General features: G+C 70.3%; 16 protein-coding genes. 10 read left to right on the top strand and 6 right to left on the bottom strand.

The features are described 5' to 3' along the window. Nucleotides 1–3 precede the first annotated feature (3 nt). The 3 genes from WA675_RS18900 to WA675_RS18910 all read right to left on the bottom strand — a co-directional run bounded on the left by WA675_RS18900 (nt 4) and on the right by WA675_RS18910 (nt 5,230). Nucleotides 4–1,254, bottom strand: coding sequence for a serine hydrolase domain-containing protein (locus tag WA675_RS18900; RefSeq protein ID WP_336085941.1), 1,251 nt, complete (start codon nt 1,252–1,254; stop codon nt 4–6). Between the two features lie 73 nt (nt 1,255–1,327). Continuing rightward, nucleotides 1,328–3,082, bottom strand: coding sequence for a malto-oligosyltrehalose trehalohydrolase (gene treZ / locus WA675_RS18905; RefSeq protein ID WP_336085942.1), 1,755 nt, complete (start codon nt 3,080–3,082; stop codon nt 1,328–1,330). Between the two features lie 54 nt (nt 3,083–3,136). After that, on the bottom strand, nt 3,137–5,230 hold the full coding sequence (locus WA675_RS18910; RefSeq protein WP_336085943.1) for a hypothetical protein: 2,094 nt from the start codon (nt 5,228–5,230) through the stop codon (nt 3,137–3,139). 167 nt (nt 5,231–5,397) lie between these two features. On the opposite strand from WA675_RS18910, the gene WA675_RS18915 reads away from it, so the two are divergent. Further along, the gene (locus WA675_RS18915) at nt 5,398–5,787 is read left to right on the top strand and encodes a DUF4345 domain-containing protein (RefSeq protein WP_336085944.1); all 390 of its coding nucleotides are present in this window, start codon (nt 5,398–5,400) and stop codon (nt 5,785–5,787) included. On the opposite strand, the gene WA675_RS27415 is transcribed toward WA675_RS18915, so the two are convergent. After that, nucleotides 5,723–6,283: an alpha/beta fold hydrolase gene (locus tag WA675_RS27415; RefSeq protein ID WP_442945669.1), complete on the bottom strand. Its 561-nt coding sequence runs from the start codon at nt 6,281–6,283 to the stop codon at nt 5,723–5,725. The two genes, WA675_RS18915 and WA675_RS27415, sit on opposite strands and share 65 nt — an antisense overlap. A gap of 20 nt (nt 6,284–6,303) precedes the next feature. Next, nucleotides 6,304–9,894 (bottom strand): DNA polymerase III subunit alpha, encoded by a 3,591-nt coding sequence (gene dnaE / locus WA675_RS18920; RefSeq protein ID WP_336085945.1) that lies wholly within the window; start codon nt 9,892–9,894, stop codon nt 6,304–6,306. 290 nt (nt 9,895–10,184) lie between these two features. Here dnaE and WA675_RS18925 point away from each other — a divergent pair, with 290 nt between their 5' ends. The 8 genes from WA675_RS18925 to WA675_RS18960 all read left to right on the top strand — a co-directional run bounded on the left by WA675_RS18925 (nt 10,185) and on the right by WA675_RS18960 (nt 19,262). Next, entirely contained in the window at nt 10,185–11,366 is a 1,182-nt protein-coding gene (locus WA675_RS18925; protein ID WP_336085946.1) for a sensor histidine kinase, read from the top strand. A 139-nt stretch (nt 11,367–11,505) separates the two neighbouring features. Further along, nucleotides 11,506–12,303, top strand: coding sequence for a LytR/AlgR family response regulator transcription factor (locus WA675_RS18930; protein ID WP_336085948.1), 798 nt, complete (start codon nt 11,506–11,508; stop codon nt 12,301–12,303). Beyond that, complete coding sequence (locus WA675_RS18935; RefSeq protein ID WP_336085950.1) at nt 12,300–12,665, top strand: hypothetical protein; 366 nt, start codon at nt 12,300–12,302, stop codon at nt 12,663–12,665. Before WA675_RS18930 ends, WA675_RS18935 begins: the two co-directional genes overlap by 4 nt. Nucleotides 12,666–12,691: 26 nt before the next feature. Beyond that, complete coding sequence (locus WA675_RS18940; RefSeq protein ID WP_336085951.1) at nt 12,692–14,446, top strand: sodium/solute symporter; 1,755 nt, start codon at nt 12,692–12,694, stop codon at nt 14,444–14,446. 139 nt (nt 14,447–14,585) lie between these two features. After that, nucleotides 14,586–14,942 (top strand): DUF485 domain-containing protein, encoded by a 357-nt coding sequence (locus WA675_RS18945; RefSeq protein WP_336085952.1) that lies wholly within the window; start codon nt 14,586–14,588, stop codon nt 14,940–14,942. Then, the gene (locus WA675_RS18950; protein WP_336085953.1) at nt 14,939–16,573 is read left to right on the top strand and encodes a solute symporter family protein; all 1,635 of its coding nucleotides are present in this window, start codon (nt 14,939–14,941) and stop codon (nt 16,571–16,573) included. Before WA675_RS18945 ends, WA675_RS18950 begins: the two co-directional genes overlap by 4 nt. A 77-nt stretch (nt 16,574–16,650) precedes the next feature. Next, nucleotides 16,651–18,594: an acetate--CoA ligase gene (gene acs, locus WA675_RS18955; protein ID WP_336085954.1), complete on the top strand. Its 1,944-nt coding sequence runs from the start codon at nt 16,651–16,653 to the stop codon at nt 18,592–18,594. Between the two features lie 47 nt (nt 18,595–18,641). After that, nucleotides 18,642–19,262 (top strand): LON peptidase substrate-binding domain-containing protein, encoded by a 621-nt coding sequence (locus WA675_RS18960; RefSeq protein WP_336085956.1) that lies wholly within the window; start codon nt 18,642–18,644, stop codon nt 19,260–19,262. A 15-nt stretch (nt 19,263–19,277) separates the two neighbouring features. Here WA675_RS18960 and WA675_RS18965 read toward each other — a convergent pair whose 3' ends face one another. After that, a complete protein-coding gene (locus WA675_RS18965; RefSeq protein WP_336085957.1) occupies nt 19,278–19,745 on the bottom strand; it encodes a VOC family protein in 468 nt (155 codons plus the stop codon). Between the two features lie 153 nt (nt 19,746–19,898). Here WA675_RS18965 and WA675_RS18970 point away from each other — a divergent pair, with 153 nt between their 5' ends. Then, a complete protein-coding gene (locus WA675_RS18970) occupies nt 19,899–20,753 on the top strand; it encodes a TIGR03619 family F420-dependent LLM class oxidoreductase (RefSeq protein WP_336085958.1) in 855 nt (284 codons plus the stop codon).

Genomic DNA, 20,753 nt, shown 5'->3' on the forward strand with positions numbered 1-20,753 from the left:
CGGCTACGCGGCCGCGCGGTCCCAGCCGGGCCCGCGGTCGCGGGTGGCGCGCGCCCCCGACAGCACCAGCGGCAGCACCCAGCCCATGGCGGGCTGGTCGTAGGCCAGGGTGGTCTGGTCGAGGCGGTTGTGCACGTATCCCACCGACAGGCCCGAGGCCGGGTCGACCCAGCCGAACGACCCGCCGAGCCCGATGTGCCCGAAGCCGTGCCGGGCGCCGACCAGCGGGAACGAGTGGTAGCCCAGGTGCCACATCATCGGCAGGTAGAACAGCGCGTGGTCGAGGCGGTAGGTCTGCACCCGGCGGATCGCGCGGTGGGTGTGCGCGCTCAGATAGGGCCTGCCGTCGACGGTGATGCCGTCGGCCAGCGCCGCGTACATCCGGGCCAGGCCGGTCGCCGTGCACACGCCGTTGCCCGCGGGCATCTCGGTGTCCAGGATCGGCGGGTCCTCGCCGTCGAGGATGCCGTCGAGTCCGGGCACGAACAGGCAGCGGGCGGCCGCGCCGAGTGGGCCGGGGAGGTGCTGGCCGACCCGGTCGAGGAATCCGGCGGCGATCGGGTGCCCGACCATGCTGAGGTGCGCGCCCGCCAGCCGGGCGTATTCGGTGGCGGATCCCGGCGCGGGACGGCCGAGGTGGATACCGTCGATGCCGAGCGGTTCGGTGACCTCGGCGCGGATGAGCTCGCTCATGCTCCGGCCGGTGACGGCCCTGGCCAGACCGGCCAGCAGCCAGCCGTAGGTGAGCGCGTGGTAGGTCGGCACGCCGCGCAGCCGGTCGGGCGCGGCCAGGGCGAGGCGGTCCTCCATGAGTTCGTGGTCGAGCGATTCGGCGGCGGTGGCGGCGACCGCGGGCAGCGAGGACAGGCCCGCGCGGTGGGTGAGCACATCGGCGACGGTGATCGCGCCCTTGCCGTGGGCGGCGAAACGCGGCCAGTACTCGGCGACCGGGGCCCGGTAGTCGATCAGGCCGCGGTCGGCGAGCCGGTGGACGACGGTGGCGGTGACGCCCTTGGTCGCGGAGAAGACGATGGCGCCGGTCTCGGCCGTCCACGGCCGGTCCCCCGCGCTGCCCGCCCATAGGTGCGCCAGCGGTTGTCCGTGCCGGTAGATCGCGAGGGCGCCACCCGCGCCGCGGCGGTGGCCGACCACGGTGGCGAAGGCGCGCACCAGCGGTCCGAATCCGGCCGGGGCGTAACCGCCGACTCCGGCCGGGAGGGCAGCACTGTCCTGCCCGTAAGCGTCGTTGCTCATCGCTCAACCGTACGGTCGGACTCCCGGCGGGGCAATGGCCGGACGGCGACCGTGGCCGAGCCGTGCCCGGGCGTCACCGGTCGGTGACCACGGTGCCCGCGCCGTCCATTTCCTCCAGCACGGCGAAGCTGTGGCCGGAAACGAGTGTGCCCGCGCCGCTTTCGGTGGCCGGGGACCAGGCCAGCAGGACCCGGCCGTGCACCGGGATCACCGCGTCGTCCTCGGCGAGATTGCACACCACCGAGATTCGGCCGCGGCGCAGCACGAACCAGCGGCGGGCCTCGTCGTAGTCGGCCCAGACCCGTTCCAGCCAGGGATCTCTGAACTCCGGGCGGGTGGCGCGCAGGGTCAGCAGGGCGCGGTAGCAGGCCAGCAGGCGGGCGTGCGGTTCGTGGCGAGGTTCGGTCCAGTCCAGCCGGGAGCGGGTGAAGGTGGCGGGGTCCTGCGGGTCGGGGACGTCGGCGGTGGCCCAGCCGTGCTCGGCGAACTCGGCGCGGCGACCGGCGGCGGTGGCCGCGGCGACGACCGGGTCGGTGTGCGAGGTGAAGAACTGGAACGGGGTGCGCGCGCCCCATTCCTCGCCCATGAACAGCATCGGGGTGCTCGCCGAGAGCAGCACCAGCGCCGCCTTCACCGCCAGCTGGCCCGGGGTGAGGTAGGCGCTGGGGCGGTCGCCGAGGGCGCGGTTGCCGATCTGGTCGTGGTTGCAGGTGTAACCGAGCAGGGCGCTGCCGGGGATCAGCTCGCGCGGGATGGGCAGGCCGTGGGTGCGGCCGCGGAAGCTGGAATAGGTGGCGGCGTGGAAGAAGCCGTGCGTGAGGGTCTGGGCCAGGCAGGACAGGGAGCCGAAATCGGCGTAGTAGCCCTGGCGTTCGCCGGAGACGGCGGTGTGCACGGCATGGTGCAGGTCGTCGTTCCACTGCCCGTGCAGGCCGTAGCCACCGGCGGCGCGCGGGGTGATCAGGCGCGGGTCGTTGAGGTCGCTCTCGGCGATCAGGGTGAGCGGACGGCCCACCTGCGCCGACAGCGCGGTGGTCTCGACGGTGAGTTCTTCGAGCAGGTGGGTGGCGGTGTGGTCGGCCAGGGCGTGCACGGCGTCCAGGCGCAGGGCGTCGAGGTGGAAGTCACGCAGCCAGCGCACGGCATTGTCGATGATGTGGCGGCGCACCGCGTCGGAGCCGGGGCCGTCGAGGTTGAGGCGCTGGCCCCAGGTGTTGCGGCCGTCGGCCAGGTAGGGGCCGAAGCGGGGTAGGTAGTTGCCGGAGGGGCCGAGGTGGTTGTAGACCACGTCCAGGCAGACCGCGAGGCCGCGGGCGTGGCAGGCGTCGACGAAACGCTGCAGGCCGTCGGGGCCGCCGTAGTTCTCCTGCACCGCGTACCAGAGCACGCCGTCGTAGCCCCAGTTGTGGGTGCCGTCGAAGGCGTTGACCGGCATGAGCTCGACGGTGGTGACGCCGAGGTCGACCAGGTGATCGAGTTTGCTTATGGCGGCGTCGAAGGTGCCCTCGGGAGTGAAGGTGCCGAGGTGCAGTTCGTAGAACACCGCACCGGCCAGCTGCCTGCCGGTCCAGCCGTGGTCGGTCCAGACCGCCGGGTCGAGGTCGTGGACCGCCGAGAGCGCGTGCACGCCATCGGGCTGGCGGGGTGAGCGCGGGTCGGGCAGGGCGGTGGGGTCGTCGTCGATCAGGAAGCCGTAGCGGGCGCCCTGTGCCGCCGGTGCCCTGGTCGACCACCAGCCGCCGCCGTTGCGCCGCATCGGGTGCGCGTCCCCGTCCAGGTGCAACCGCACCGACCCCGCCTCCGGCGCCCACACCCGAAACAGCCTCATCGGCCCAGCATCGCACGCGCCGCCTCGGCACGCGCGGGCAACGATCGCGGGTGGTCAGGACGCGTGCGAGATCACCCCGACCGGGCCCGCGCCCACGCACAGCGACTGGGCGGCGTCGAACGAGCGGATCCGCAGCGCCGATCCGCCGCCGAGTAACCGCACGTAGACGGTGTTCAGGCCCTGGCGCACCTCGGCGACCGTTTCGGTGTCGCCGTCGAAGGACAACGCGATGCGGCCGTCGCGCTCGGCGAGGTAGTTGAGCTGGACGGTCCAGTCGCGGATCTGCATGGGGCCGTCCAGGGGCAGGGTCGTCGAGGTGGTGCCGCGGACCCGATGGCCGCAGCCGGGGTCAGCGACGATGGCGCGGTTCCACCAGACGTTCGCGTCGACGATGGCGCCGGTGTCGGTGATCATCCGGAGTTTCGGTGTCCACAGGGCGAAAGTGGTGGAGGTGGCGAGGGGGGCGAAGACGTGGTCGGTCATGTTCTCGGGAAAGGCCAAGGGATTCAGGACGTTCCAGGGGACTTCCTGTGGCAGCAGCGGCGCGTCGACGGCCGAGGGGAGGGATGCGCGGACGCCCGTGACGTAGGCGCGCGCGGGGCTGGGTTCCCAGGAATGGGTGAAGGTGATGGTGGAGTAGACACTGCTCGCCAGGAAAAGGATGGCGGCTGCGATGGGCATGCGGCGCAACCGGATCGACGTTCGCCGGTGCGGCGGACCGGTCTGTGGTGCCGGGTGATCGCCGGGCGAGATCGGGCCGCGTCGCGGTGGTACCGGTGCACCGGTCCGGTCTGCCCGAGATGTCCCGTGACCAGCCGGTGTCGTGGAGGTGGGCCGCCATGTCGGCACCGGCCGACGCTCCCCGTCGTCCTCCGGTGTCCCACGACCGGCTGGGGACATGGCTACCGGCGGCACGGTAGCCGAGCCGGTGCGCGGGTGCGTGCGTGTCTCGGTCCCGGCGGTTCGCCGGGGCCGCCGGTCCGGCGCGAGGGCCGGGCGCGGCGACAGCGTGAGCAGGGCGAGGGCGAGGGTGGCGATGACGGCGAAATCGGCGAAGTAGCGCAGGGATTGGAGCAGCAGGCCCGCGGTGCCGGGGCCGTCGCGGAGGACGACCACCGGGGCGATGGTGAGGACGGCGTAGGTGATGGTGCCGAGCCAGAGAGGGGCGACGCGGCGTCGGGTGCGGATCGTCCACGCGGCGAACAGGATCAGGGCGAGCCAGGAGATGACGACCGCGACGGCCGATGGGTCGGCCCAGGGGGTGGCGGGTTGCCAGCGTTCCCAGTGCCACGGTCCGCCGAACAGGGCGGGGACCAGGCCGTCCGAGAGTGCGCGGCGCACCAGGATGCCGGGATGTTCGGGGCCGGAGAGTCCGCGTGGGCGTTCGATCACCAGCAGGAAGCACGCGGTCCAGGCCAGCAGCACCGCACCGCACGCGGTCCACAGGGCAGCGCCGCGCCTGCCGACCTCGCGCACCGGCTCCCCCACCACGTACGCCGCCAGTACCGCGACCGCGAACGCGACCGGCAACACCACCACCGACTTCTCGAACGACAGCAGCGCCAGCGCGAACACCACCGCCCCCGACACCGCGTACCGGCGGCGACCGGTGCGCACCAGCAGCACCGCGTCCGCGCTCACCCAGGCCAGGGCGATCTGTAGCGGCAGGGCGTTCACGGCGGCCGCCCACCAGGCGAAGGCGGGCAGGGTGAGCGGGACGAACAGGAAGAACAGCAGCGGGCCGAGCAGTCGCACCCGCGCGCCGAGCAGCACCACGAGCACCCGCAGGACCGCCAGCGAGGCCAGCGCTTGCAGGACGAGCAGCACCACGACCGCCGCCGTCCAGTCCAGCGGGGCCACGGTGGTGACCAGCCAGGTCAGCGCGAGGGCCAACGGCATGAGGTGGCCGTCGTGGCTGGTGAACAGCAGTTCCGGCGACCACACCGGATGGCTGCTCACCCGGCCGATCAGCAGGTAGTCGTCCCAGTAGAAGAACCCGGACGCCGCCACCCAGCCACGGAGGGCGAGCTGCGCGAGGATCGCCGTCACCGCGAGAAACAGCACCGTCCGGGCCGGGATCACGGGCCGGGCGGACCGTGTGGGTCCCGGCGGGCGGGGTGGCGAGTCGAGCAGCGGCGCGGACGTCACGCCTCTCGACGCTAGCCCGATGTCGGCGAGGCGGCCATCACCACCGCTCCCAGCGTGCCGTGCTCGCGCGCTGTGCCCCGGGACAGCGGCTTCGCGACATTTCCCGGGTCGGCGGTCACAGAGGACTACCGTGGACGGGTATCCATCAGGTCGAACGAGGGGGCACGATGCGCGTCTTCCAGCTCTGGCTCCGGGTGTTCGGTGCGGTCGTGATCGGTATCGCGCTGGCCCATCTGCTGTTCGGGCAGCCCACCTATTTCGGTGGCGGCGAGGTCAACGCCACCATGGAATCCGATCTGCGCTTCTACAACGTCCTGTTCGCCGCCTACGGTGCGGTTTTCCTCTGGGCCGCGGGCGATATCGTCGGCCGCGCCAGAGCGATCGACCTCCTGAGCGCCCTGTTCTTCCTCGGCGGCCTGGCCCGGCTCCTCGCCTGGGCGGTCGCGGGCCCACCACACTGGTTCTACATCCTGATGATCCCCGTCGAACTCCTCATCCCGATCGCCCACGCCCTCGTGGTCCGCCACTTCGAACACACCGCCACCACCCTGATCTGACAGCGCACCCGGTCAGCCGAGGAATCGCACCACCTCCGCCAGCCAGCGCCTCGGCGTGGGCAGCGGCCTCGGTGCGGGCCGGACCGGTGCGCGAAAGATCCGACCACACAGCGTTTGCCGGTGGCACGGGGAGCACACTGCTCGAGGCGATGATCAGGCGGCCTATCCGCTCGGGTGCCGTCACGGCGAGGCGTTGGGCGAGGAGGCCACCGTAGGAGAAGCCGAGCACGTCCGCGCGGTCGGCCTCGAATGCGTCGAGGACCCCGATCAGGTCGGCGACGACGGTGTCGGGATCGACGGCCGTCGGCGGTAGTCCGCGGGCCGAGCGGCCGCATCCGCGCAGGTCAGGGAGGAGCAGGCGGTGGTGGCCCGCCGAACGGCCGAGGGGGTGCCGCAGGTAGGTGTGGTCCCAGTCCGGGCCGCCGTGGACTACCAGCAGCGTGCGGTCGGTCGGCCCAGGGGCCCAGGCGACGAACTGGTCGACCGCACCGCGCACGGTGCGGTCGAGCCAGGGGGTCAGCCGAGGCAGCCGGGGCCCAGGAGGGCTTTGAGGTCGCCCATGAGGGCGGAGGAGGGGGAGACTCGCCAGGCGTCGTCGAGTTTGAGGAGGGTGGTTTTCTCGCGGGCGCCGACGTGGCGGACGTGGACGTCGGAGGTGCCGGGGTGGCGGGAGAGGACCTTCTTGAGTTCGCCGATCTTGTCGGGGGTGCACATGCGGGTGGTCATGACGACCGCGACCGGCTTGGCGACGCCGATGGCCGAGAGGTCGGGGACGACCAGGTCGTTGGCGATCAGCGAGATGCGGTCGTCGCGGACCGAGACGCGGGCCTTGACCAGCACCACCGCGTCCTCGACGACATCCATGCCGTACACCGAGTACGACTGCGGGAAGAACAGCACCTCCACGCCACCGGTGAGGTCCTCGAGCTGGGCGGAGGCCCAGGCCAGGCCGTTCTTGTTGATCCGGCGGTTGACCGAGGCGAGGATGCCGCCGATGGTCACCTGGGCGCCGTCCTTGACATCGCCTTCCAGGATCGCCGGGATCGGCGTGTCCACCTGGGCGGCCAGCACGTGCTCGACACCGTTGAGCGGATGCCCGGACACGTAGAGGCCCAGCATCTCCCGCTCGAGGGCGAGCTTGTGCTTGGTCTCCCATTCCTCGTCGGGGACCTTCACATTGAAGACCGAGGCCACCGAGTCGTCGCCGTCGTCCAGGCCGCCGAACAGGTCGAACTGGCCGATCGCCTCGGCCTTCTTGGTCGACATCACCGCGTCGATGGCGTCGGAGTGGATCAGCAGCAGGCCCTTGCGCGGATGCCCGAGCGAGTCGAAACCGCCTGCCTTGATGAGCGATTCGGTGACCTTCTTGGTGCAGGCGATCGCGTCGATCTTGTTCAGGTAGTCGGAGAAGTCGGTGAACTTCGACTTCTCCCGGCGCGCGGCGATGATCGAGGACACCACATTGGCGCCCACATTGCGCACCGCGCCCAGACCGAAGCGGATATCGGTGCCGACCGAGGCGAAGTTCTGCTCGGACTCGTTGACATCCGGCGGCAGCACCGTGATACCCATCTTGCGGCAGTCCGACAGGTAGATGGCGGCCTTGTCCTTGTCGTCACCGACGGAGGTGAGCAGGCCCGCCATGTACTCGGCGGGATAATTGGCCTTGAGGTAGGCGGTCCAGAAGGAGACCAGGCCGTAGCCAGCGGCGTGCGATTTGTTGAACGCGTAACCGGCGAAGGGGAGGATGGTGTCCCACAGTGCCTTGATGGCCGGTTCGGAGAAGTCGTTGGCCAGCATGCCTTCACGGAAGCCCGCGTAGGCCTCCTCCAGCACCGAGAGCTTCTTCTTACCCATGGCGCGGCGCAGGATGTCGGCCTGGCCGAGCGAGTACCCGGCGACCTTCTGCGCGATCTGCATGATCTGTTCCTGATAGACGATCAGGCCGAAGGTGTCGGCGAGGATCTCTTTCAGCGGCTCTTCGAGCTCGGGGTGGATCGGCTTGACCTCTTGGCGGCCGTTCTTGCGGTCGGCGTAGTCGTTGTGGGCGTTCATGCCCATCGGGCCGGGCCGGTACAGCGCGAGCACGGCGACGATGTCCTCGAAGCCGGTGGGCTGCATGCGACGCAGCAGGTCGCGCATGGCGCTGCCGTCGAGCTGGAACACGCCGAGGGTGTCGCCGCGGGCGAGCAGTTCGTAGGTGGCCGGGTCGTCGAGCGGCAGGTGATCCATGTCCAGATCGATGCCGCGGTTGGCCTTGATGTTCTCCAGGGCGTCACCGATGACGGTGAGGTTGCGCAGGCCGAGGAAGTCCATCTTCAGCAGGCCGATGGCCTCACACGACGGGTAGTCCCAGCCGGTGATGATCGCGCCGTCCTGCGCGCGCTTCCACACCGGGATCGCGTCGGTGAGCGGTTCCGAGGACATGATGACCGCGCACGCGTGCACACCCGCGTTACGGATCAGGCCCTCGAGCCCCTTGGCCGTCTCGTAGATCTTGGCGATATCGGGGTTGGAGCTGATCAGCTCGCGGACCTCGGCGGCTTCCTTGTACCGCTCGTGCTCGGGATCGGTGATGCCCGAGACCGAGATGTCCTTGGCCATGATCGGCGGCGGCAGCGCCTTGGAGATCTGGTCGGCGATGGCGAAACCGGGCTGGCCGAACAGGACTCGCGCGGAGTCCTTGATCGCGGCCTTGGTCTTGATGGTGCCGAAGGTGATCACCTGAGCGACCCGGTCGCTGCCCCACTTGTCGGTGGCGTAGCGGACCATCTCACCGCGGCGGCGATCATCGAAGTCGATATCGATATCGGGCATCGACACGCGCTCGGGGTTGAGGAACCGCTCGAAGAGCAGACCGTGCGGGATCGGGTCGATATTGGTGATGCCCATGGCGTAGGCGACCAGCGAACCGGCGGCCGAACCACGGCCGGGGCCGACGCGGATGCCGACGTCGAGCGCGTGCTTGATCAGGTCACCGACGACGAGGAAGTACGCCGGGAAACCCATCTGGTTGATCACCGAGAGCTCGTATTCGGCCCGGTCGACGTACTCGCGCGGCGGGCCGTCGGGGAAGCGCCGGTCCAGGCCGCGCATGACCTCCTTGTGCAGCCAGGTGGCCTGGGTCTCGCCCTCGGGCACCGGGAAGATCGGCATCCGGTCGCGGTGGGCCCACACGTCGTCGTAGGACTGCACGCGCTCGCCGATGAGCTCGGTGTTGTCGCAGGCGCCGGGGACCTCGGCGTCCCAGATGGCGCGCATCTCGGCGGCGGACTTGAGGTAGTAGCCGTCACCGTCGAACTTGAAGCGGGTGGGGTCGGAGAGCGTCTTGCCGGTCTGGATGCACAGCAGCGCTTCGTGATTGGTCGACTGGTCCTTGGTGACGTAATGGCAGTCGTTGGTGGCGAGCGGCGGGATCTCGAGCTGCTTGCTGACCATCATCAGGCCCTCGCGGACCCGGCGCTCGATCGACAGACCGTGGTCCATCACCTCGAGGAAGAAATTGTCCTTGCCGAAGATCTCCTGCCACTTCGCCGCGGCCTCGAGGGCTTCGCGTTCGTGACCCAGGCGCAGGCGGGTCTGCACCTCGCCCGACGGGCAGCCGGTGGTGGCGATGATGCCCTCGGCGTGCTGGGCGATGATCTCCTCGTCCATACGCGCCCACTTGCCCAGCTGGCCCTCGATGGAGGCCAGACTCGACAGCTTGAACAGGTTGCGCAGGCCGGTCGCGTTCTCCGCGACCATGGTCATGTGCGTGTAGGCACCCGAACCGGAGACGTCGTCGCTCTTCTGCCCCGGGTCACCCCACTGCACGCGCTTGGTGTCGAAACGCGAGCCCGGCGCGATGTAGGCCTCGATACCGATGATCGGCTTGATCCCGGCCTTCTTGGCACTGTTATAGAACTCGCTGGCCCCGTACATGTTGCCGTGGTCGGTCATCCCGACAGCGGTCATCCCCAACCGCTCCGCCTCCGCGAACAACGGCGAAATCTTCGCCGCACCATCGAGCATCGAGTACTCGGTGTGGTTGTGCAGGTGAACGAACGATCCGGACGGAGCCAAGACGGTCCTTCCTCCCAGGGTGTCGACGGGGGTTGGCCTTGGCATTCTATGCATGGGGGTACGACAGGTTCCGCCTGCCACGCGTCGGCCTCGACCCCCGCCTCGACGCCCTTCGGCGTGTCGTGTCGAACGTCACCGGCGAGTCCTCGACGGCCGTCCGTTTCCGCTCATCGACGGGGGCCACAACCCACACGCGGCGACAGACGGACCCCGTCGCGGGCGGCCAGCCATAATCGGCGCATGTCCGTACCGCCGAAGCGGGAGTTCCGCACCCAGCCGACACCAGCCGTGGTCCGCCGGGGCGGCGGCACGGCGCCGAGTGCCGGGAGCGGGCGATGACGACGACGCTGGTGGTGCTGGGGTGCGCGGCGCTGGTCGCGGTCGCCGCGTGGACGATCTGGCGGCGGACGCAGCGGGTGGTGACGACACCAGCGCAGCGGGCGGTGCATCAGGCGTTGCATACGGCGTCGCTGGCGGCGGTGCCGTTGCGGCGGGGGTTGACGGCGGAGGCGGCGGAGGCCGCGGCGCCGCATCTGCGGGTGCTGGCGGGAGCCGAGGCGTTGGGGGTGGCGGACGCGGAGGGTCGGTTGCTGGCGTGGGACGGGCCCGCGACGGCGATGCTGGAGGGGTTCGAGGAGGCGGCGCGGCGGGCGATCGCGGCGCAGCGGGCGGTGCTGATCACCGGGGGTGAGCACTGTTTGATCGCGCAGCCGCTGGTGATCGATACGGGGGTGGCGGTGGGGGCGCTCGGGATGGTGACTGCGGGGCAGCCGGGGCCGGGGATGCTGGGGGCGGCCGGGGAGGTGGCGCGGTACGCGTGTGGGCAGCTGGAGCTGGCCGAGCTGGACGCGTCGCGGGCGCGGGTGGACCGGGCCGAATTGCGGGCGCTGCGGGCGCAGATCAGTCCGCATTTCATCTACAACGCGCTCAATACGATCGCCTCGTTCGTGCGGACCGATCCGGATCGGGCGCGGGAGCTGATTCTCGAGTTCGCCGATTTCACCCGGTATTCGTTCCGGGCGGCGGGCGAATTCACGGTGCTCGCCGACGAACTCCGCAATATCGAGCGGTATCTCGCGCTCGAGCAGGCACGGTTCGGGGACGCGCTGGAGCTGCGCCTGCAGATCGCGCCGGAGGTGCTCGGCGTGGTGCTGCCGTTCCTGGCATTGCAGCCGCTGGTGGAGAACGCGGTGCGGCACGGGCTCGGCGGGGGTGGGCGCGGGGGGCAGCTGAGCATCGTCGCCACCGATGCCGGGACCGACTGCCTGATCAGCGTGGAGGACGACGGGATCGGGATGGACCCCGAACTGCTGCGCTCCGGTGCGCTCGACGCCGTGGACACCGAGACCGGCCCCGCCCGCACCGGCGAAGCGGCGCACGTGGGGCTCGCCAATGTCGACGACCGGTTGCGCGCCGCCTTCGGGAACGATTACGGGCTGGTCGTGGAGACGGCGCCGGGGGCGGGGACGAAGGTCAGCATGCGGGTGCCGAAGTTCCGCGCCGGGGTTCGCGCGTGATCCGGTCGCGGCGGCGCGGACCGGCGCACCCGGAGCCCAGGGCGCTCCGGAGCTATCCGCCCCGGTCGGCCGCCCTGTGTCCGCCCGGAGAACCGCGGTGGCCCTCGTGGTCGGTGCCGCCGGTTACCATGGACAGGTTGTGACTTGGAACACCGTGGAACCCTCGACCGCGCTGCGGGTGCTCGCCGTCGACGACGAGAAGCCCGCGCTCGACGAGCTGGTGTATCTGCTGAGCGCGCAGGCCGGGGTCGGGGAGATCCATCGGGCCGGGGAGGCGACGGCGGCGCTGCGGTTGCTGCGGGCGCATCCGATCGACGCGGTGTTCCTCGATATCGATATGCCGGGACTCACCGGGATGGAGCTGGCGGGGATTCTGTCGGAGTTCGCCGAGCCGCCCGCGGTGGTGTTCGTGACGGCGCACGACGATCACGCGGTGGCCGCGTTCGACCTCGGTGCGGTCGATTACCTGCTCAAGCCGCTGCGGGAGGCGCGGCTGGGTGAGGCGGTGCGCCGGATCCTGGCCGCGCGGGTCGCCACCCCGGCCACGGTCGCGCCACCCGCGGCCCATCCGAGCGAGGTCATTCCGGTGGAACTCGGCGGGGTGACCACGCTGGTCAACCGGGCCGATGTGGCTTGGGTGGAGGCCGACGGCGACTACGCGCGCCTGCACACCGGCACCGGCTCGCACCTGGTGCGTATTCCGCTGTCGGCGCTGGAAGCCCGCTGGGCGGACGCCGGATTCGTGCGCGTGCACCGGTCCTATCTGGTGGCCCTGCGCCTGGTCACCGGGCTGCGGACCACCGGGACCGGCACGGTGGTCTGCCTGCGCGCCGACAGCGCGGGCGGTGCGGTGGAACTGCCGGTGAGCAGGCGGCAGGTGCGCGAACTCAAACAGCGGCTCGTGCACGGCCCACGACAGCACGGGACGCGGCGGTGACGGGTCCGCAGCGGCCGGTGCGGGAGCGGGTGGTGCTGGCGCGGCGGCGGGGTGCGCGGCAGGTGCGAACGCGGACCGAGGTGGTGGAGCAGACCGATCTGGGGGCGGCGCTGATCGGAGGGCTGATTCGCGCGCAGCTGGGGCTGGCGCTGCGGCTCGGGCTGGTGGTGGTGGCCGGATTCGGCGCGCTGCCCGTGCTGTTCGGTATCGAGGCGGTCGCCGAGGCGACGGTGCTGGGGATCCGGGTGCCGTGGCTGGTCCTCGGATTCCTCGCGTTCCCCGTGCTCTACCTGGTGGGTCGCGTGTATGTGCGGCTGGCCCAGCGCAATGAAGACGACTTCCTCGAGCTGGCCGGGGACTGACGGATGAATCCCCGCGAGGAGCTCCGATGACACCGGACAGCCCCGCGCTCACACTCGCGGCCCTGTTGCTGGCCGCGACGGCCACCGTCGCGATCGGCGTGTACGGCGTCCGGCTCTCGCGCACGACCTCCGATTTCCTGGTCGCCTCGCGCACCGTGGGTTCGCGATGGAACGCCGCCGCCATCTCCGGCGAATACCTGTCGGCCGCTTCGTTTCTCGGTGTCGCGGGCCTGATCGCCAAATACGGTGCCGACGCCCTCTGGTACCCGGTGGGTTTCACGGCCGGATATCTCGGGCTGCTGATGTTCGTCGCCGCTCCCCTGCGCCGCTCGGGGGCCTACACCGTGCCGGACTTCGCCGAGTTCCGGCTGGGCTCGATCCGGTTGCGGCGCATGGCCGCGGGGCTGGTCGTGGTGGTCTGCGCGGTGTATCTGATCCCGCAGTTCCAGGGTGCGGGGCTGACACTGCACATCCTGCTCGGTGTCCCGGCCTGGGTGGGCGGGGTGGCGGTGGGGGCGATCGTGCTGGCGAATGTGATCGGCGGCGGGATGCGGTCGGTGACACTGGTGCAGGCGTTCCAGTACTGGCTCAAGCTCACGGCGGTGGCGGTGCCCGCGCTGGTGCTCGGGCTGCACTTCCTCACCGACGACAATCCGGTCGGCACTCCCGCCCCGCCGATCGTGGACGAGCGCACCACTGTCGACATCTCCACCGATGTGGTGGTGCACCTCGACATCGCGCAGCAGGTGATCGTCACCGGCACGGTGGACGGCCGCACCGCTGACGGGCCCGTCGTGCTCGCCCCCGGCGACCACACCCTCGCGGCGGGCACCGAGCTGATCCTGGACGCGGGCGCGGCGGTGCCGGTGGTCGCCGGGGCGCCCGCCGACGGAGCGAGCTGGGTGGCGCCGGGCGGCGGCTTCGGCGGCGAACATCCGCGGTATCAGGTGTTCTCGCTGATCGTGGCGACCTTCCTGGGCACCATGGGCCTGCCGCACGTGCTGGTGCGCTTCTACACCAATCGCGACGGGCCCTCGGCACGGCGGACCGCGCTGGCGGTGATCGGCCTGGTCGGCGTGTTCTATCTGTTCCCCGTGCTGCTGGGCGTGTTCGCCCGGCTGTATGTACCGCAGCTGCTGATCACCGGCGCCTCCGATGCCGCGGTGGTCCTGCTGCCGGGCGCGGTGCTCGGCGGGCTGGGCGGGCAGCTGGTGGCCGCGCTGGCCGCCGCCGGGGCGATCGCGGCCTTCCTCTCGACCTCGTCGGGCCTGCTGGTGAGCCTGGCCGGGGTGCTCAGCACCGATGTGCTGCGCGGCCGGATCCGGGATTTCCGCGCGGCCGCGCTGGTCGCCGGACTGGTCCCGCTGACGCTGGCGCTCACCGTCGCCTCCCTCGACCTGTCCCGCACGGTCGCCCTGGCCTTCTCGGTCGCCGCCTCGACGCTGTGTCCGCTGCTGGTGCTGGGGATCTGGTGGCGCGGGCTCACCGCCGCCGGGGCGGCGAGCGGCATGCTCGTCGGGGGTGTCACCGCGGGCGGGGCGACCGTGCTGGCGGTGCTCGGCGGCGTCTCCCCCACCCTGGCCGACGGGTGGGCCGCCGCCATCGTCGACTACCCGGGCGCGGTGAGCGTACCGTTGGCGTTCGCGGTGACGATCCTGGTGAGCCTGGCGACCACGGCCCCGGATCGGCGCACCGTCGCGGGGGTGTTCGTGCGCATGCACGCCCCGGAACGGCTGGGTATGAGCGCCGACCGGGAGCCGCGCACCGGCTCGCGTCGCTGACCGTTCGTCGCGCCACAGCGACCGTTCACCGCACCGGCACCCACCTTCACCGAGTGACCCACGCCACATCGAGACGGGGACAGGGCCGCCGTCCTACCGTCGGAGCACGCACGACCCTCCGCACGCTAGGACCCCCGGCATGACCGACACCGACACCGCAGAAGCGCCCGACCGGCGCACGCCGAGTGCCGAAGAATGGCTCGAAGTCCAGGCCAGCCCCCAGTTCCAGGATCTCCGGAACCGGCTGCGCCGCTTCGTCTTCCCGATGACCGCCCTGTTCCTGCTCTGGTACCTCAGCTATGTGGTGCTCGGTGCCTACGCGCACGACTTCATGGCCACGCAGGTCTTCGGCAACGTCAATGTGGGCCTGCTGCTCGGCCTCGGGCAGTTCGTCTCCACGTTCCTGATCACCGGGCTCTATGTCCGCTTCGCCAATCGTGAGCTGGATCCGCGCGCCGCGGCCATCCGCGAGTACCTCGAGGAGGGCCGCGCGTGAACATCCTCGCCGCGGAGACGACGGTGGGCAGCCCCGTCGCCAATATCGCCATTTTCGCACTGTTCGTCGCGATCACCATGGTCGTGGTGATCCGGGCCAGCCGCAACAATGCCAGTGCCGCCGACTATTTCACCGGTGGCCGCGGCTTCTCCGGCCCGCAGAACGGCATCGCCATCGCCGGTGACTATCTGTCGGCGGCCAGCTTCCTCGGCATCGCGGGCGCGATCGCCGTCTATGGCTACGACGGGTTCCTGTATTCGATCGGGTTCCTCGTCGCTTGGCTGGTGGCGCTGCTGCTGGTGGCCGAGATGCTGCGCAACACCGGCAAATTCACCATGGCCGATGTGCTCAGCTTCCGGTTGAAGCAAGGCCCGGTGCGCACGGCGGCGGCGCTGACCACGCTCACCGTGTCGCTGTTCTATCTGCTGGCGCAGATGGCGGGCGCGGGTGGTCTGGTGGCGCTGCTGCTCGATGTGTCCTCGCGCGCCGGGCAATCGGTGGTGATCGCGATCGTGGGTGTGCTGATGATCGTCTACGTGCTGGTCGGCGGGATGAAGGGCACCACCTGGGTGCAGATCATCAAGGCGGTGCTGCTCATCGCGGGCGCCGCGCTGATGACGGTGCTCGTGCTGGCCAAGTTCGGGTTCAACTTCTCCGACATCCTCGGCGCCGCCCAGGATTCGGTGAGCGGGTCGGCGAATTCCGCCGTGGCGGCGCGTGATGTGCTCGCCCCGGGCGCGCAATACGGCGGCAGCGACACCTCGAAGCTGAACTTCCTGTCGCTGGGTCTGGCGCTGGTGCTCGGCACCGCGGGTCTGCCGCACGTGCTCATGCGCTTCTACACGGTGCCGACCGCGAAAGAGGCGCGGCGCTCGGTGGTCTGGGCGATCAGCCTGATCGGCGCGTTCTACCTGTTCACCCTGGTGCTGGGTTACGGCGCGGCGGCCATCGTGGGCCCGGACCGGATCCTGGCCGCGGCCGGTGGCCAGAACTCGGCGGCGCCGCTGCTGGCGTTCGAGCTGGGCGGGGTGATCCTGCTCGGGGTGATCTCCGCGGTCGCCTTCGCCACCATCCTCGCGGTGGTGGCCGGGCTGACGATCACCGCCTCGGCCTCCTTCGCCCACGACATCTACGCGAGCGTGCTGAAGAAGGGCGAGGTCGACGAGCGCAAGCAGGTGCGGGTCTCGCGGATCACCGCGGTGGTGATCGGCGTGCTCGCGATCGGTCTGGGCATTCTGGCCAACGGCCAGAACATCGCGTTCCTGGTGGCGCTGGCCTTCGCGGTGGCGGCGGCGGCGAATCTGCCGACCATCCTGTACTCGCTGTTCTGGAAGCGGTTCAACACCACCGGCGCGCTGTGGTCGATGTACGGCGGCCTGATCTCGACCATCGTGCTCATCGTATTCTCGCCCGCGGTGTCGGGCAGTAAGACCGCGATGATCTCCTCGGTCGATTTCCACTGGTTCCCGCTGTCGAACCCGGGCATCGTGTCGATTCCGCTGGCGTTCGCACTCGGCGTGGCGGGCACCTTCGCCGGTGGCCGTGGCGAGCGGGCCGATCCGGTGAAGGCCGCGGAGATGGAGGTCCGTTCGCTCACCGGAGTCGGTGCGGAGAAGGCGATCTCGCACTAGTTCCTCCGCCCGTGCCGGTGGTACGCCACCGGCACGGGCCTTTGTCCCCCCCGAAGTGTTGTCGAAGGAGAATTCTTGTGACCGGCGCAGTGACCGACCCGACCCGTTCCGAACAGGCGAGCAGGTACGCGCCCGCGGCGGATTTCGTCGCGCGGGCCAATGCCGATGCCGCGCTGTACGAGCGGGGCGAAACCGATCGCGACGGCTTCTGGGCCGAGCAGGCGAACCGGCTGCACTGGCACCAGCCCTTCACCCAGGTCCTGGACTGGACCGCCGCGCCCGTCGCGCGCTGGTTCGCCGACGGCGAGCTCAATGTCGCCTACAACTGTGTGGACCGGCATGTGCTGGACGGTCACGGGGATCAGGTCGCCATCCACTGGGAGGGTGAACCCGGCGACTCCCGGGCGATCACCTATCGCGAGCTGCTGGACGAAGTGTGCCGGGCGGCCAATACTTTCACCGCGCTCGGACTCGTGGCGGGTGATCGGGTCGCCATCTATATGCCGATGGTGCCCGAGGCGATCGTCTCGATGCTGGCGTGCGCGCGACTGGGACTCACGCATTCGGTGGTCTTCGCCGGGTTCTCGCCCAGCGCGCTGCGTCAGCGGGTCGACGATGCCGAGGCGCGGCTGATCATCACCACCGACGGACAGTGGCGCCGGGGCAAGCCCGCCCCGCTCAAGTACGCGGTCGACGAAGCGCTGGGCGAGGACCCGACGAGCGTGGAGCACGTGCTGGTGGTGCGGCGCACCGGCATCGAGGTGCCGTGGACCGAGGTCCGTGATCTGTGGTGGGACGAGACGGTCGCCGTCGCCTCCCCGACGCACGAGGCGCAAGCCTTCCCCGCCGAGCACCCCCTGTTCATCCTCTACACCTCCGGCACCACCGGAAAACCCAAGGGCATCCTGCACACCACCGGCGGCTACCTCACCCAAACCGCCTACACCCACCACAACGTCTTCGACCACAAAGCCGGACAAGACGTCTACTGGTGCACCGCCGACATCGGCTGGGTCACCGGACACAGCTACATCGTCTACGGCCCCCTCGCCAACCGCGCCACCCAAGTCGTCTACGAAGGCACCCCCAACTCCCCCAACGAACACCGCCACTTCGAGATCATCGAAAAATACGGCGTCACCATCTACTACACCGCGCCCACCTTGATCCGCACCTTCATGAAATGGGGACGCGAGATCCCCGACGCCCACAACCTCACCTCCCTGCGCCTGCTCGGCTCCGTCGGCGAACCCATCAACCCCGAAGCCTGGCGCTGGTACCGCACCGTCATCGGCGCCGACCACACCCCCATCGTCGACACCTGGTGGCAGACCGAAACCGGCGCCATCATGATCTCCCCACTGCCCGGCGTCACCGCCACCAAACCCGGCGCCGCCATGCGCCCGCTGCCCGGAATCTCGGCGAAGGTCGTCGACGACGACGGCACCCCGCTGGGCAATGACGCATCCGGACTACTCGTGCTCGATCAGCCGTGGCCCTCGATGCTGCGCGGGATCTGGAACGACATGGACCGCTACCGCGAAACCTATTGGCAGCGTTTCGCGTCCGACGGCTGGTACTTCGCCGGAGACGGCGCGAAGCTCGACGCCGACGGGGACCTGTGGGTGCTGGGCCGCGTCGATGACGTCATGAATGTCTCCGGGCACCGCATCTCCACCGCCGAGGTCGAATCGGCGCTGGTCGGGCACCCGGCCGTGGCCGAGGCCGCGGTGGTCGGAGCCGCCGACGCCACCACCGGGCAGGGCATCGTCGCCTTCGTCATCCTCACCGCGGCGGGCACGCCGGGACCGGACCTGGTGACCGAACTGAAAGCCGCCGTCTCGCTGGAGATCAGCCCGATCGCGCGGCCCCGCGAGATCCATCTCGTGCCGGAGCTGCCCAAGACCCGCAGCGGCAAGATCATGCGCCGCCTGCTGCGCGATGTGGCCGAGGGACGCGAACTCGGCGACACCTCGACCCTGGTCGATCCGACCGTTTTCGAGGCGATCGCCCGCGCATGACCGAACATCCGCACCACAGCGGGCATGCTGTGACAGTGGAAATGCCTATGTTCCCGCTCGGTGCGGTGCTGCTGCCCGGCGAACCGTTGTCGTTGCAGATCTTCGAACCGCGCTATGTCGCGCTGATCGAGGACTGCCTCGAAGGGCGCCGGGAACCGGAGTTCGGGGTGGTCCTCATCGCCCGCGGGCACGAGGTCGGCGGCGGGGAGGTGCGCACCGAGGTGGGCACGCTGGCCCGCGTCACCGACGTGGTGCAGCTGCCCGGCTCCCGGTTCCGGGTGCGCTGTCAGGGCACCGACCGGATCCGGGTCACCGACTGGCTCCCCGACGCGCCCTACCCGCGCGCGCGGATAGAGACCTGGCCGGACGGCCCGGCCGCCGACGACGCCGAGCCGCTCGCGGGTCTGCGCGCCCGCGCCGACCGGCTGCACGAACTCACCGCGCGGCTGGCCCGCAAATCCGGCATCCGCAGGCCACCGCCCTCGGCCTCGCTGGACGAGCTGTCCACCGACCCGAGCGTGCGCTCCTTCGAACTGGCGGCCCGCCTGCCGATCGGCCAGACCGACCGGCAGGCGGCGCTGGCCGCGCCGGACCCCCTGGCCCGGCTCGGCACCCTGACCACCGCCATGGACGACGCCATCGCCGTCATGGAGTTCCGCCTGCTCTGAGGGGGCTGCGGGGGATCAGCCCGCGTTCATCATCTCGTCCATCCGGCGCTGCATCTCCTCCGGCGAGACGTCCTCGATGTGGGTGGCCACCGTCCAGCGGTGGCCCCACGGGTCCTCGAAGGAGCCGCTGCGGTCGCCGTAGAACTGGTCGGTCATCGGGTTGATCTCGGTGGCGCCCGCGCCGAGGGCGGCGGCGAAGGCGGCGTCGGCGTCGGTCACGTAGACCATCAGGTTCACCGGCGAGCCGCCGACCTGTTTCGGATCCGGGAAACCGATCTCGGGCGCGGGATCACCGACCATCAGCACCGAGTCGCCGACGAGGAGTTCGCAGTGGGCGACGGTGCCGTCGGGACCGGGCATGCGCATGCGCTCGGTGGCGCCGAAAATCGCGGTGTAGAAGTCGATCGCGGCCGCGGCACCGGCACACGAGATACCGGGACAGATTCGCGGATAGCCGACGGGAAAGGGGTCGACGTCAGACATCGGGTACCTCCGGGTCGAGGGTGACGCTCGGACCGTTCGAGCCTATTCCCCGACCCCGACAGGGAAAAGACCCCGGCGGCTCCGAGGTCTTCCGGCGAGCCCGAAAGACTGGTAGAACTTGTTTCAGTTTTATTGTCGACCGGAGGGCCGGACATGCGCTACGGGCTCGTGTTGTTCACCAGTGACCGGGGCATTACGCCCGCCGACGCCGCGCTCGCCGCGGAGAACGCCGGTTTCGATTCGTTCTATGTGCCCGAGCACACCCACATCCCGGTGGTGCGCGCGGCCGCGCATCCGCAGACCGGCGATTCCTCGCTGCCCGACGACCGTTACCTGCGCACCCTCGACCCGTGGGTGGCGCTGGCGACCGCGGCCGCGGTGACCGAGCGCATCACGCTGTCCACCGCGGTCGCGCTGCCCGCCGAGCATCATCCGATCACCCTGGCCAAGACCATCGCCTCGCTCGATCACCTCTCCGGCGGCCGGGTGGAACTGGGTGTCGGATTCGGCTGGAACACCGACGAACTCACCCATCACGGGGTGCCGCCGAAGAAGCGGCGCACGGTGCTCAAGGAGAACCTCGACGCCATGCGGACCCTGTGGTCGCAGGAGGAGGCCGAATTCGCCGGGGAGTTCGTGCAGTTCGGGCCGAGCTGGTCGTGGCCCAAGCCGGTGCGCGCCGGGGTGCCGGTGCTGCTGGGCGCGGGCGGCACCGAGAAGAGCTTCGGCTGGCTGGCCCAGCACGCGGACGGCTGGATCACCACGCCGACCGAGGGCGAGCTCGGCGACAAGATCGCGCTGCTGCACCGGATCTGGACCGAGGCGGGCCGCGAGGGCACGCCGCGGGTGATCGCGTTGGCCGGGCGGCACAATGCCGAACAGCTCGAGCAGTGGGCCGAAGCGGGCGTCACCGAGACCGTGTTCGGGCTGCCCGACAAGGCGGCCGACGACGTGCGCGGCTACATCGGCTATCTCGGCAGCAAGCTGGTTCCCGCCACCACGCGCTGA

Origin of the sequence: Nocardia sp. SSK8 (assembly GCF_037034205.1) — a bacterium.
In the GTDB taxonomy this organism is placed as follows: domain Bacteria; phylum Actinomycetota; class Actinomycetes; order Mycobacteriales; family Mycobacteriaceae; genus Nocardia.

What these genes read in the sequence shown, in the direction of transcription:
- WA675_RS18900 (WP_336085941.1), bottom strand. Translation starts at nt 1,254, where the DNA reads ATGAGCAACGACGCTTACGGGCAGGACAGTGCTGCCCTCCCGGCCGGA.
- WA675_RS18965 (WP_336085957.1), bottom strand. Translation starts at nt 19,745, where the DNA reads ATGTCTGACGTCGACCCCTTTCCCGTCGGCTATCCGCGAATCTGTCCC.
- WA675_RS18940 (WP_336085951.1), top strand. Translation starts at nt 12,692, where the DNA reads ATGACACCGGACAGCCCCGCGCTCACACTCGCGGCCCTGTTGCTGGCC.
- WA675_RS18970 (WP_336085958.1), top strand. Translation starts at nt 19,899, where the DNA reads ATGCGCTACGGGCTCGTGTTGTTCACCAGTGACCGGGGCATTACGCCC.
- WA675_RS18925 (WP_336085946.1), top strand. Translation starts at nt 10,185, where the DNA reads ATGACGACGACGCTGGTGGTGCTGGGGTGCGCGGCGCTGGTCGCGGTC.
- dnaE (WP_336085945.1), bottom strand. Translation starts at nt 9,894, where the DNA reads ATGCCAAGGCCAACCCCCGTCGACACCCTGGGAGGAAGGACCGTCTTG.
- WA675_RS18960 (WP_336085956.1), top strand. Translation starts at nt 18,642, where the DNA reads ATGTTCCCGCTCGGTGCGGTGCTGCTGCCCGGCGAACCGTTGTCGTTG.
- WA675_RS18945 (WP_336085952.1), top strand. Translation starts at nt 14,586, where the DNA reads ATGACCGACACCGACACCGCAGAAGCGCCCGACCGGCGCACGCCGAGT.
- WA675_RS18915 (WP_336085944.1), top strand. Translation starts at nt 5,398, where the DNA reads ATGCGCGTCTTCCAGCTCTGGCTCCGGGTGTTCGGTGCGGTCGTGATC.
- treZ (WP_336085942.1), bottom strand. Translation starts at nt 3,082, where the DNA reads ATGAGGCTGTTTCGGGTGTGGGCGCCGGAGGCGGGGTCGGTGCGGTTG.